Source organism: Zarconia sp., assembly GCF_057467645.1.
Genome location: NZ_JBRJXU010000161.1, coordinates 1 through 12,349, shown reverse-complemented (window position 1 = coordinate 12,349; position 12,349 = coordinate 1). Strand labels below are relative to the sequence as shown.

The window sequence follows — 12,349 nt, the reverse complement described above, 5'->3', positions numbered from 1 at the left end:
CTTAACCCTTCTGATAATCAAAATTTCCAGAACTCAAAAATAGACTCAATTTCTATAGTTCAGTCAAGAATTTCTTTTCCTTTTCCCCCTTCCCCCTTAACCTTTAACCCTTTTCCACCAGATGTCTAATGGCTAAATCCGATCCCAATGCAGTTTTAAGACGTTTGCCGATAGTTGTCGGTGGTTTGGGAGGTACGTTGTTATTCGTTAACCGCCTGCTCACCCCCGAACTCACGGAATCTCAAGCGCGATCGGACGTTTTGGGCTCGATTATTTGTGCGGTGTTGGTGTTAACGGGTTTGCTGTGGCAACAAATTCAACCCAAACCTCCGGATGCAGTTGAATTGGTCGGGGAACAAGGGTTTGAATGGCCTCAGGAATTGCCCGATGAGGTGAAAACAGAACTCGCTTGGGCGACTCATTTATTGCTCACCAATACCGTTACCAAGTCAGTGGTGGTTTGGTACGACGGGAAAGTACTGTTGCGTCGCGGGATTTTGGGGCAAAAGGACGAGGTGAATCCGGGGGCAATTTTAACGCGGGTTATCGAACAACAAAAACCGGTTTATTTGGTGAAGCTCGCGCTCTATCCGGGACGAATCGAGTTTGATTATTTACCGGAAAATACCCAAGGATTAATTTGTCAGCCGATCGGGAATAAAGGTGCGTTGATTTTAGGGGCTAATGTCCCTCGTAGCTATACGAAACAAGATGAGGTTTGGATTGAGGGAATTGCGGATAAATTGGCAAATACCCTCAACGAATTGTTACGAGACTGATGGAATTCTCTATTATCCAAAAATAAGATCGAAATGTCTTTAGAAAATGAGATGAGTCAGATTTTTGAACATCTCGATCTTATTCAATTTTCTCCGCGAAGCGTCGAAGCACTTGGACTCTCAGAAGCGGGTTGTTCCTTCCTCAAGCAGGTTCAATTTCCCCATCAGTATCCAAATTTATTGTTGAAATTTTCACCGACGCTTCATCCACTTTTTTCATCAGATAGCAACCTCAAAAATTTATATGTTCTCGGGTTAGAGTTTATAGATCGAGCCGAGCTACTTTCTCAGGGCTTAGAGAGCAAAAGCGATCGTCATCAATTCATTTTTTCATATCTCTGTATCGATCGCCGTACCGAAAAAATCTTATGTATTGAAGCGGGCAACTTTTTTGAAACTTTTGTTAATACCGATATTATCTGTTTTGCCCGTTCCCTGATTGCTTATCAAAAGGCGGACGAACAGGTTGAAGAGCGTTTAGATGATGATGAATATTTACTGCAAATAACTGCCGAACTCAAAGAGCAACTTCTCGAAATCGACCCGGACATCGCGAGTTCGGAAGAGAATTGGTGGATGTCTGTTTTGGCGGGAGTATGGACGTGAACTACCCGACGCTCCTCTACGAGAGAGCGCGGGACTTATAGCTCCCCAAACCCCTCACAAGTTAAATGTGTCGGTTTTAAGTTGACTCACGGTTAACGAGAACTCGGTTTCAAATCTAATTTTTTGATAAAAGTACTAAAAATAGATATAGCTTCGCCCTTGTATTGGGTTGTTTTCAGTTTACCACATCGGTGAAACCCTTGAAACCTCGTGCCAAAATTCACCGATTTTTCCAGAAATTGGGGTTGAAAACGGGTTCGATCGCCCTTGGTGACACCAATTTTTCGTCAGCTTTTACCTCAAATCTGGGTAATCGATCGTAGTGCCTCCTCGGAAGAGCGACGAAGCATTTAGATTCGAGCGGGTTGGGTTGGATTCACGATCGACCGCCCAAATCCTTGCGCCCCTACAGATTTCCCGATCGCTAGACTGGTATCGATAACATGATGCTAAGTTTTTTGAAAAATAACGATCGACTCATCAAGTAGCAGGCAAATTGCAATTTCATCGATCTACACTAAAGGTAATTTTGGAGTCATTTTTCGCATATATTAAAAAACAACAAAAATATGGGTCTGTTCCAAAAAATTCTAAACAAGCTAGATGTTGAAGTTTTTGTCTCTAAGAAAAAGACCGATCGAACTGAATTTCAGCTGAATTATGCGAATGGAAAGTCGGAAAGTGTCAACACCAAAGCTCAGGAAATATTGGGGCAAATTGAAACTGTCTATCAGAATGGTGACTTAGCAAAAGTTGAAGATTTAGCCCGTCAAATATTAGAACTCGATTCTTATTGTTTTGAAGCTTATAACTATTTGGGAGTTGCTCTAGCCGCACAAGGTAAATATCAAGAGGCCATCGAAGCTTATCACAATTTAATTCAACTCAAACCGAATGCGGTTGGGTACAGTAATTTAGGGAATGTTTATTTCGATATCGGACGCTTTGACGATGCAGTTCGAGTTCACCGTCAAGCCACTCAACTGAATCCAGATTACGCTCCAGCTTATAATAATTTGGGAAATGCTCTGCGAGAAAAAGGAGAGTTGTCAGAAGCTATTTTGGTGTTGAAAAAAGCAGTCGACATTGCTCCCAACTACGCTATCGCTTACGATAGTCTGGGTAATGCCTTAACCCAACACAAACAATTTGATGCGGCGATTGCCGCCTATCGACAAGCGATTCATCTCGAGCCTCGATCGGCACAACCTTACAATAATCTTGGGATTTGCTTTTTAGAACGCGGACAACACCAACAGGCGATCGAGCAGTTCGAGCGAGCTTTGCAAATTAACCCCAACTACCTCAGAGCGCTAAAAAATTTAGAAAAAGTCAAAAATGACCTGAGCGTGGCACCGCATCGAGCAGAAATAATGCAGCTTGAAGAAACTGCAATTCGGGGGTTAGAGCGGGGGGATATTTCGACCCTAGAATCTTCTGCTCGCAAAACGATAGAACTTTGCCCGACCTATGCTCGGGGATATTATTTCCTGGGAATGGCGTGTTTGAAAAAACAAGAGTTCGAGGCGGCGACAAAGGCATTTCAAGAAGCCGTTCGCTACCATTCGAGTCATGAAAGTCATTGGGGAAATCTTGCTCAGAGTTTAATGGCACAAAAGCAGTTCGAGGCAGCAATTCAAGCATTACAACGAGCATTTTCCTTGAATCCCAACGATCCGATGACGCGAAGTAACTTAGCGATCGGCTATATGAATTTCGGGAACGTTCTGCACGAACGGGGTCAGTACGAACAAGCGGTTTCTGCTTGTCAGCAGGCGATACAACTCAATCCGAACGTCGCAACTGCCTACAATAATTTAGGGCGGAGTTTAACGGCACTGGGCTACTTGGAAGATGCCGTCAAGGTGTTACAACAAGCCGTTCGGATAGACCCGAATTATGCCGTTGCCTACAACACGTTGGGTGTAACTCTGCGACAGCAAGGAGATATTGAAGGGGCGATCGCCGCTTGCCAAAGCGCAATTCAAGTCGATCCCAACTATGCCATTGCCTACAACTCCCTGGGGGCTAATCTGTGCCAGTTGCATCGCGATGAGGAGGCAATGGAAGCGTTTCAAGGGGCGATTTGGCTGCGCCCAAATTGGATAATGCCCTACAAAAATGCAAGCATCATTCTGACGAGCAATTCTCGCTGGGAAGAGGCGGCAAAGATGTTGGAGAAAGCAATCGAGTTAGACCCGGAAAATCGAGAACTACAGCAGGAATTACAACAAGTTCGATCGAAACTGGAATAGTCGATCAACTGAAAGCCTCGATGGAATCGGAGCTTTCAGTCACGGAAAGAGTTAGGAAGGTTTTACTCTAGATTGCTTGAGATTGCCACTTTCCACGCTCTGCTAAGGCAAGAGCGATAATATTGTAGCAACCACGATAGGCAGCTTCCTTACGCCCAACCTCTGCGGGTTTACCCCAATTTTTTTGAAATAGCAACAATCTGTTCCTTAAGAAATTGTTTAAGCTTTAAGGCATCATCGAGAGAGTTCAACTCTTACGCTCTAATTCATTTCTAATCTTTTCGATGTGGTGCTTCAAATTCGGTAAATCTCTCTCTATAACATTCCAAACTTCCACTAAATCTAAGCCCATATAATTATGAATTAGGACATCTCGAAACCCAGCAATTTGTCGCCAGCGAACTTCCGGATAGCGTTGTCTCAACTCTGACGAAAGTTGCTTCACGGCTTCTCCCATCACTTCAAAATTACGAATGACCGCATCTTGAATTAAAGGCGACTCTAAGAAACTGCGGCGTCCGACTTGCGTATAACCTTCGATGCGATCGATCCGTTCCAATATATCTGTCAGATATAATCGATCGTCACTCACAACGAGACTGCCTCTGGCAAAATTCGATCGCGAAATGGTTGCCGCAGTCCCCGAACGGTTGCCACATCAACTTTTCGATTTAAAAGGTCTTCCAAATCCTGAATTAATGCAATTCGATCGAGCAAACTGCGATCGGCTTCTAACTCGACGAGAAAATCGATATCGCTATCTGCCCTCTCTTCACCTCGCGCCACCGAACCAAAGATTCGCACGTTGTAAGCACCATGTATCGCAGCTAAATAAAGAATTTCATCGCGTTTTTCTTGAAGTAACTCGCGCATTTTCATAGGCTTGACGATCGGCAGCAGATGTCGCATTTTAATATAGCGTTAATATAGCGCGAAAGTCATCGAACCCCCGATCGCATCTTCCATCGAATACCGATCGCAATTCCCCCCAAACACAACATCCCCATCACCCCCGCTAACGGATTTCGCTCGAGTCCCGTTACCCAAGTCGGCACCACCTCGGCATATTCCACCAACCCGCCAACATGCGTCAGGTAATACCCCCAAACCAATCCGGCGTGCAAACCGATCGATAAACCCAACCGTCCGCCACTGGCTTGTTTCGCCCAGATTAACGTCAACCCCAGCAATACCAAGCCGGGAAATGCGGGAAGGCTGGGGAGAATCGCTTCGATGGGTTTGATGAAATGCAACAGGGCAAAAACGAATGCATTTGCCCAAGTCGCGATCGCATTTCGATAATCTCGCTGCAACTCATCCAACAGCCAGCCGCGAAACAGCAACTCCTCGGCAAACCCCACCCCCAAAGCAATCGGCAACCCTTCGATCGCAATTCCGGGGAAACCTGCCGGGGGAGACTGCCACTGCAACCATCCCAGTTGCCCTTCGAGAACCAGTAACGCGCACAAACTCGTCAAACCCAAGCCCAAACCGAACAGTAACTCTTTGCCGTTGCGTCGCGATCGCCTCAAACCGTAACGATGGAGAATACGGGGGTGTCCGTACACCTTGCGCCCCCACCACCGTACCAGCACAATAAACTCACCGTACAAAATTGCCATCGTCAAAATACTCACCCAATTGGGGTTATCAACGAGGGCATAAATAGGAATGGCAAAGGGCAGCCACAGCAGCAGCAAACTGGCCAAAAATAGGGGAAGTCGAACGGCGAGCGATCGCGTTGCTAGGGATTTGAGGAAGGGTTGTCCCAAAATATTCGATTGACTCTATTCGTCGGGTTCGATCGTACTGGTTAGACCGTTATTTTTTAAGGTTTCACAATAAAACTCGGCGTGTTCTTGGGCGCAAGTTATGACTAATGCCATTCCATTTGTATGGGCTTCCATCATAATATTCACCGCTTGCGGTTGCGTGAGTTGGGGAATGGTTTGAATTAAAATCCCAACAACGAACTCCATACTATTAAAATCGTCGTTATGCAATAACACTCGATAGCGCGGTGCGGGTTTGCGAACGGTCGATCGCTTTTCTAGAACTTCAGCAGACATGACTGGACTCCTTCTTGTCGTGAGTTAAGTTTTTCTCATTCTTGGTTTTAACAAAACGATACCTTTTTTTCAACAGAGAGTAACTAAAATTACAGACAATGTCAGTATCGAATGGTAACGTATGTAAGTGCAAATTTCGGCGCGCGATTGAGGAATAAGAGAGAAGCTTCTAAAAGAACCGAATGCCGTTAAAAATTCAATATAGTTTGAATAAGAGGATATTATGATACCGATTTACCCGATCGCCCTCGCAATTGCGGCAATCTCTGTTTGGTGGTTTCAACAAACCTCTGAGGATATTTACAGCGTTTTGGCTGCTGGAAGCGCGATCGTTAGTTTTATTATTGGGTTTGCGTGGTCGCCTTGGCAAGTACAGGTGGCGATCGTTCTGGCGGTGTTGTCTCTCGAGCAGTTTTACAAGGTTGTCCGACGGGAAATATAGCGATATGCCGTCGTGTGAGGACACAAGTACCGTGGCTAGGGAGCAGGGGACAAGGGGATAAGGGAGATGGGTTTAACGTCGCAACTGACTCATTGTTAATTATCCATTTTGACGGATTCGTGCCCCTTCCAAAGGTACCGAAGCATTGACTAGAGAAAGCAGCAATCCCAGTTGTTCTTGTCCGTTGGCAGCTAAATCGCTGTGACCCAAAATTACCCGCTCGTCCGCCCGTCCCAACAAATCTAGCAGAATCCGCTGGATACGCTCTTTATCCGCTTCTTCGGTATCGTCAGCCGTCCAGGGACGACCCGATCGATTCTCCAGAAATAGAGGCGCGCCAAACAACACCGCCGAACCCCCACTCGCCCACAGGGGAGAACTAATATCAATCCAGAAGTGCCAGGGATGGGAGGCGCGACTGGCGCGATACTGAAAGATATTCGCTAAGGTTACAGCAGCCCGATTTTGGGCAGGACGCACTGGGTAGGGGTTAGCCGCCACTGTCCCCCGTCGCAGGAGTTGGATGAAGCGATCGCAGGTAGTGGTGGGGGATTCTTTGCCATCCAGGCGCGATGCCACCTCCCAGTAATGTCCAGCAGTTTCGAGTAACTCCCGCAGAATGACGAGTCGATCGTAGGGCAGGCGGTTTCCATCCCACAAAAACCGATCGACCGCTCGATCGAGAACCCACACGGGACTCGGAATCGGTTGCTGCTCGATTTGCTCGTGGATTTGCCCCAGCCAAGCGAGTAAGGCGTTATAAGCTGTCGTGGCGCGGTAGCCGAGGCGATCCCAGCGGGGAAATTCCGTCACCGGCAGCAGCCTGGGGCGATCGGGATCGGGTTCGTAGCAATAATCGGCAATTAACCCTGCCCGCACCGGATCGATGGCGTTGAGGCTGGGGGTTTCCCGTTGGGATAGCGGACGATCGCGTCCTGAGAGCATCACCAACATTTCAGCAATGCCATCTCGATCGAGCAATCGCCCCAAACCCGGATACACCAGCGCCAGCAGTGTCAGCAGCGCCCGCACGTCGGGGGAGGCAATTAAAGGACGCTGGAGGTTGAGAGATCGGGTGGCAATGCCGCTACCGTCGAGAATTTCCGAGAGGGTGTACCGGGCGATCGCATCCATCCCCGGCGCAATAACGGCGATATCTTGAGGTTTAACCCCCGAGTTCACGGCTTCGACGATCGCTTCAGCAGTTTGGCGCAAAAGTTGCGATCGCGATCCTGTCTGAATCGAGGTAATTTGCGACGGAAGTTGGGCAAAAAACGCCGGATCGAGGGTCAGGCACACCACCGCTTCCCCCATATCCTCCGCCAGTCCCCGCCGTCCGTTGAGGACTTCGATCCGACACCGCCGGGAAAGTTTTGCCAGGGCTTCGGGATTGGCATTCAACCCCAACCGCACGGCCCCTTCTGGGTTGTAGGTAAAGGCGCAGGGTTTAGCGGCATCGAGAAACACCTCAAATAAATCGCGGGCGATCCCGGGATATTCATCCACGTCATCGGCGAGAACGCCCCCGTAGTGGGTTTGTAAATAGTCCAAATAGGTAGGATGGGGCAGAAGATACCGCCAATACAACTCAAAGGCGATGCCGTAGGTAAGAAATCCCCGCGCCAAACACCAATCCCGCCACGCCACCAGGGCATCCCCCATCGCCTGCCACCGTTCTGGAGACCCCTCTTCCATTCCCGCTTCGAGAATCGCGGGAATCTCTTCGATTGGCGTACCGCTTGCCCCAGCCAACTGAAGTAAATCCAGGGTGCGCCGTACCGATCGAAACTCGTTAAGTCCCTCCTGGCGCAACAAACCCCCATCGAGTTGGGGTTGCCACAATTGCGTCGCCAATTCCTGTTCCGTTTCCGGACGCAACCGCATGGGAAATTTCGCCCGCAGATTGAGTTCTTTCACCAACAGCGGCCAAAATAGAATCGTCTCGTCGAGAAAGAAGCCCAAGGGTGTGGTTGAATGGATTGGAACTTCTCCGCCTAAGCTGGCGTCAATGCGATCGCTTAGGGCGATGCGATTCTCTCCATTGGCAGCAAGGACGAGGATAGCCGGGGCACTTTGCCGGGTTTGCAGGGGTTTGGGAATCCGCTGGCGGCGGTTTTCTTGGGGGAAAACCGTTCGATCGACCCACATTTCGAGCAGTTCCACGAGGCGAGTGGTTTTGCCGCTGCGGGTGGCTCCAGTAATCCAGATAGACTCAAAGGGCACGGGGAAACTCCGATGGCGGATCGAGAATCGAGTCGAGGGGAAATCGTTAAGCGTGATACTTTCGAGCGTCAGTGTTTTAGTATACTACGGACAGGATTCGGGCTCGATCGTTTCTTTGAATCAAAAGTATTAATTGAATTGCGCGCGATCGCCCGCTGCAGTCGTGCGTTAAATTAACCATTGTCGCTCCGGGAATTATGAAAGCATCGATGTTTTCACAAGTACAAAAAGCCGTGGGCTGGGTGAAACGGCGATACGCCCAAACTCCCGATCGCGCCCTAGAAGCCGCGTATCGATCTGCCCTAAAAATTCAGGCGATCGAAAACCAATACTTCGATGGCAAAAAAATTCAGTTTCGATCGACAAATTTGAGTGCTTTAGAAATTGAAGCAATTCAAAAAGACCTGAAAACTAACTTAGCGATTATTCGCCAGCGCGTGGCCGAGTTTAATAGCAGTCGATCGATTTTAAGTTTCATCATCCAAACCGCAACCGAACCGATTCCCCTTCAGTCGGTGGATGACTCGAACCATCGATACTCTCCCGAGGCAAAATATCAATTTTCTCAAAATTTAGAAAAGCTGAAAATCATCGATGCGGTGGTGGCAAAATATCGCCAAGCCCCACCTCAAATCGTCCCAATTTCTGCTTCCGGAACGCAACTCGCACCAGCAGAATCAAACCTCGATCGAAACCTGGCTTCAGAATCCTCCACCCCCGAATTATACCCCGCTCAAGTCGAAGATAGCAGCAACACCAAACCCGTCTCCAAACGCCCCAGCGTCAGCGTTTTACCTCGCTCTATTCTGCGAACCATCGATCGACTCAAACGAGAACTCGATCCCAAAGCTGAAAACGAAGTTGTTGAAGAATTTCGCTATCACAAAAACAAAACCGTTATCTCCCTCAAATTCATTCTGCTGCTCATCCTCATTCCCCTTCTCACTCACCAGCTTTCTAAAAACTTCGTCATCGCCCCAATTTACAACCAATTTTTTTCCGAACAATCCGCTGTTTTTCTCAATCACGATTTTGAAGAAGAAGCATTCGTCGATTTGAGTCGATTTGAAGAACGGCTCAAATTTGAAATGCTCATCGGACAAATGCCAAAACTGTCGGATGAGGAAATGGAAGAACGAGTACAGGAGAAAGCCGGTGAAATTGCCCATAAATACCATCTTCGTAGCGATAACGCGATCGAAAATGTATTTGCAGATTTAGCATCTCTGGGGGCATTTTGCTTGGTAATTGCCTTTAGTAAGCGCGAGATTGCCGTCTTGAAATCGTTTATCGATGATGTGGTCTACGGACTCAGCGATAGTGCCAAAGCCTTTATCATTATTCTGTTTACCGATATTTTCGTGGGGTATCACTCCCCCCACGGTTGGGAAATCATTTTAGAAGGGTTGGCACACCATTTTGGAATTCCCGAAAGCCGAGATTTTAACTTTCTGTTTATTGCCACTTTTCCCGTGATTTTAGATACAGTAATGAAATATTGGATTTTCCGATATCTGAATCGGATTTCACCCTCAGCGGTGGCGACGTATCGGAATATGAACGAGTAGTTAAAATTTTAGATTTTAGATTTTAGATTTTAGGTTTTAGATTTTTAGATGTCTGACACGATCCCTTCTTCGGTTTCCAATTCTCAATTTTCTAGCACGGTAGCGATCGCCTTCTCCTTGAGAATATTTGGCTGGCATTCCTTTCGATGGAGCGATCGCATCTTATCTCTCGGGGTAGCATTCCTCGTGGGTGGATGGGGGAGTTTGCCCGCCCAAGCCGCCAACGATGGCGATATCCAGCGCCTCCTGACGACGAAAGAATGCGTCGAATGCGATTTAGAATCAGCCGATTTAACCAATCTCGATTTAGCGGGGGCAAATCTCAAAGATGCCGATTTAACCAACGCTAACCTCAACGGTGCCAATTTAAGCGGGGCGAATTTAACCAACGCCAAATTAATCGAAGCTCAGTTGCAGGGGACGAATTTAGCCAACGCCGAACTCTCGAGAGCAAACCTGACGCAAGCCACCCTGCGAGGGGCGAACTTGGCGAATGTCAATGCGAAACTCGCCGTTGCCCCCTTTGCCGATTTCCTCGAAGCCACCCTAGAGGGGGGAAACTGGGAAGGAGCAACCTTGGGAAGTGCCAAACTGCGGGGGGTTAATTTACGCGGGGCGAACTTGAACTATGCCAAATTAGGGCGATCGAACTTTAGAGGGGCAGATTTAGAAGGCGTGACGGCAATTGCCGCCAAATTGCGGTTCGTCAACCTCAGCAACACCAACATGAGCGGCGTGGATTTGAGCGGGGCGGATTTGCTCGATGCCCGGATGGAAAGAGCAATTCTCGATGGCGCGAACCTGGAAGGGGCAACCTTAGCTAACGCCAACTTAAGCGATACGTTGCTCTTAGAGGCTAATCTGAGGGGCGTTAATTTAATTGGGGCAAATTTGAGTCGATCGAATCTGACGGGGGTGGGTTTGGTTTCTGCGGTGTTAACCAATGCCGATCTCACCGATGCAAAACTCGCGAATGCGGGGCTGAATTTCGCCAATTTAGCGGGCGCGCGGCTCGAAAATGCCGATTTAACTCAGGCGGTACTCAGTGCGGTGAATTTGAGCGCGGCGGATTTGAGCTATGCCAATCTCACCCAGGTCTATTTATTTGGAGCAATATTGGTGGGGGCGAATCTGGGCGATGCCAATCTCGATCGAGCCGATCTGACGGAGGTGGATTTAACGGGGGCGGATTTGAGTTATACCAATTTAACCGATACCATCCTCACGGAGGCGAATTTAACCAATGCGATCGTCCGGGGAACGTATTTGAGCGAGTTGGAATAGTGCGTTCTAAGGTGGCGATCGCCTAAAAGTTATTCAAGCCAGCGAAAAGCACGGCGTAACTCAGCAGCACCGTTATTCTCATACCAACGACCGTGAGCGAGAATCACTTTTTCAGGGTTCCACTGAAGCATTCGCTTTAAGCAGCGACGTCCCGGCTCCTTTTGTCCCCAAAATGTCATTCGCAGATCCAACGCCGTTTTTCCATCGGGATCGACAATGCCAACGAACTTCAGCAGCTTCCCAAACCGCTGACTCACTTTATTGAGTTCAAAGTTTTCAATGAGATCGGTCAGGATGAGAGTCGAACTCTTCGGGTGAAAAAAGACCACTTCATCCATGAAGCGACTACCCTGAAAAACTAATTGGTCTAAATGAGCGACCCACTCCAGGGGGGGTTCGTTTTCTAAATCGGCATCAAAACTCACATCAATTTTCTGCCGTGCTGCGCGATCGCGGACACCAGGGGACGCCCATGCTGTGGCCTGAGGATAAGCTCTAGCCCAGGCGCCAATATGAGCGTAGTGAATTTTGTTGGGTGAAATGAGGTGGCGCACCGAGCCAAGAGAGTCAATTTGAGCTTTGAGTTCTCGAGTCAATCGAGTGGGTGAATGGCACCAGAGTTCAGCGTTGCTCAAGCGCACGATCGTCATCCGTGTTGAAAAAGGAATCTCGAACCCATACATTGACATCTGTACGATGGGACCATCAACGAGCCAAATATCTTCACCAACCGGTTTCAGAACGTCGATGGGTTCATATAGATCGATCTCATCGTGTTTCATCGCGACTCACAAAGGTAAAGTGTATAGTTTGACATCAGCTTTTTCCTTTCCAATCGCTTCCATTGGAATTAGTGTTTGGGATAGCGTTTCATCGCCCAGTACTCACGATCGAGAAAAATTCCTTGGTGAACCACTTCAAATCACAAGGGTGAGCTGGGGAAGAATACTGAGAATACTGGGGTGAGCGATAGCTGTCCTAACCTGGATTATTCATGAGAACCTTCTCAAAATAGCTGAAAGCCTTCAGTATCAATCAATAGACCCATTTTATCTCCACCACAGTGAGCGATCGAGCTAAAATTCCCGAATTCATTGACTGTTCGGGGTTTTAGGCATTCACG

12 protein-coding genes are annotated in these 12,349 nt (G+C 48.1%); 6 read left to right on the top strand and 6 right to left on the bottom strand.

Going from position 1 to position 12,349, the window contains the following annotated elements; translation table 11 throughout:
- Positions 1–128 precede the first annotated feature (128 nt).
- From AC2215_RS23715 to AC2215_RS23705, 3 genes are all read left to right on the top strand, one after another.
- A complete protein-coding gene (locus AC2215_RS23715) occupies positions 129–779 on the top strand; it encodes a cofactor assembly of complex C subunit B (protein WP_486812490.1) in 651 nt (216 codons plus the stop codon).
- Between the two features lie 51 nt (positions 780–830).
- A complete protein-coding gene (locus AC2215_RS23710) occupies positions 831–1,385 on the top strand; it encodes an SUKH-4 family immunity protein (protein WP_486812489.1) in 555 nt (184 codons plus the stop codon).
- Positions 1,386–1,954: 569 nt separating this feature from the next.
- A complete protein-coding gene (locus AC2215_RS23705) occupies positions 1,955–3,640 on the top strand; it encodes a tetratricopeptide repeat protein (protein ID WP_486812488.1) in 1,686 nt (561 codons plus the stop codon).
- Between the two features lie 247 nt (positions 3,641–3,887).
- On the opposite strand, the gene AC2215_RS23700 is transcribed toward AC2215_RS23705, so the two are convergent.
- The 4 genes from AC2215_RS23700 to clpS are packed head-to-tail and all read right to left on the bottom strand — an operon-like array spanning position 3,888 to position 5,709.
- Entirely contained in the window at positions 3,888–4,232 is a 345-nt protein-coding gene (locus AC2215_RS23700) for a HepT-like ribonuclease domain-containing protein (RefSeq protein ID WP_486812487.1), read from the bottom strand.
- Positions 4,229–4,519: a nucleotidyltransferase family protein gene (locus AC2215_RS23695; RefSeq protein ID WP_486812503.1), complete on the bottom strand. Its 291-nt coding sequence runs from the start codon at positions 4,517–4,519 to the stop codon at positions 4,229–4,231. The genes AC2215_RS23700 and AC2215_RS23695 overlap by 4 nt, the downstream gene beginning before the upstream one ends.
- Before the next feature lie 59 nt (positions 4,520–4,578).
- Positions 4,579–5,412: a CPBP family intramembrane glutamic endopeptidase gene (locus AC2215_RS23690; protein ID WP_486812486.1), complete on the bottom strand. Its 834-nt coding sequence runs from the start codon at positions 5,410–5,412 to the stop codon at positions 4,579–4,581.
- Positions 5,413–5,427: 15 nt separating this feature from the next.
- Positions 5,428–5,709 carry an ATP-dependent Clp protease adapter ClpS gene (gene clpS / locus AC2215_RS23685; RefSeq protein ID WP_486812485.1) on the bottom strand — a complete coding sequence of 94 codons (282 nt, stop codon included), beginning with the start codon at positions 5,707–5,709 and terminating at the stop codon, positions 5,428–5,430.
- Between the two features lie 223 nt (positions 5,710–5,932).
- On the opposite strand from clpS, the gene AC2215_RS23680 reads away from it, so the two are divergent.
- Positions 5,933–6,151: a hypothetical protein gene (locus tag AC2215_RS23680; protein ID WP_486812484.1), complete on the top strand. Its 219-nt coding sequence runs from the start codon at positions 5,933–5,935 to the stop codon at positions 6,149–6,151.
- Between the two features lie 99 nt (positions 6,152–6,250).
- Here AC2215_RS23680 and AC2215_RS23675 read toward each other — a convergent pair whose 3' ends face one another.
- Positions 6,251–8,374 carry a recombinase family protein gene (locus tag AC2215_RS23675; RefSeq protein ID WP_486812483.1) on the bottom strand — a complete coding sequence of 708 codons (2,124 nt, stop codon included), beginning with the start codon at positions 8,372–8,374 and terminating at the stop codon, positions 6,251–6,253.
- Positions 8,375–8,583: 209 nt separating this feature from the next.
- On the opposite strand from AC2215_RS23675, the gene AC2215_RS23670 reads away from it, so the two are divergent.
- Together AC2215_RS23670 and AC2215_RS23665 are read left to right on the top strand one after the other, a co-directional pair.
- Positions 8,584–9,942, top strand: a complete 1,359-nt coding sequence (locus AC2215_RS23670; protein WP_486812482.1) for a proton extrusion protein PcxA — start codon at positions 8,584–8,586, stop codon at positions 9,940–9,942.
- Positions 9,943–9,990: 48 nt separating this feature from the next.
- The gene (locus tag AC2215_RS23665) at positions 9,991–11,226 is read left to right on the top strand and encodes a pentapeptide repeat-containing protein (RefSeq protein WP_486812481.1); all 1,236 of its coding nucleotides are present in this window, start codon (positions 9,991–9,993) and stop codon (positions 11,224–11,226) included.
- A gap of 29 nt (positions 11,227–11,255) precedes the next feature.
- Here AC2215_RS23665 and AC2215_RS23660 read toward each other — a convergent pair whose 3' ends face one another.
- Positions 11,256–12,008: a DUF4336 domain-containing protein gene (locus tag AC2215_RS23660; RefSeq protein ID WP_486812480.1), complete on the bottom strand. Its 753-nt coding sequence runs from the start codon at positions 12,006–12,008 to the stop codon at positions 11,256–11,258.
- Between the last annotated feature and the right edge of the window lie 341 nt (positions 12,009–12,349).

Bases quoted from the DNA above. Each gene is read 5' to 3' on its own strand.
- AC2215_RS23710 (WP_486812489.1), top strand. From the start codon at position 831: ATGAGTCAGATTTTTGAACATCTCGATCTTATTCAATTTTCTCCGCGA.
- AC2215_RS23660 (WP_486812480.1), bottom strand. From the start codon at position 12,008: ATGAAACACGATGAGATCGATCTATATGAACCCATCGACGTTCTGAAA.
- AC2215_RS23705 (WP_486812488.1), top strand. From the start codon at position 1,955: ATGGGTCTGTTCCAAAAAATTCTAAACAAGCTAGATGTTGAAGTTTTT.
- AC2215_RS23670 (WP_486812482.1), top strand. From the start codon at position 8,584: ATGTTTTCACAAGTACAAAAAGCCGTGGGCTGGGTGAAACGGCGATAC.
- AC2215_RS23665 (WP_486812481.1), top strand. From the start codon at position 9,991: ATGTCTGACACGATCCCTTCTTCGGTTTCCAATTCTCAATTTTCTAGC.
- clpS (WP_486812485.1), bottom strand. From the start codon at position 5,709: ATGTCTGCTGAAGTTCTAGAAAAGCGATCGACCGTTCGCAAACCCGCA.
- AC2215_RS23715 (WP_486812490.1), top strand. From the start codon at position 129: ATGGCTAAATCCGATCCCAATGCAGTTTTAAGACGTTTGCCGATAGTT.
- AC2215_RS23695 (WP_486812503.1), bottom strand. From the start codon at position 4,519: ATGAAAATGCGCGAGTTACTTCAAGAAAAACGCGATGAAATTCTTTAT.
- AC2215_RS23680 (WP_486812484.1), top strand. From the start codon at position 5,933: ATGATACCGATTTACCCGATCGCCCTCGCAATTGCGGCAATCTCTGTT.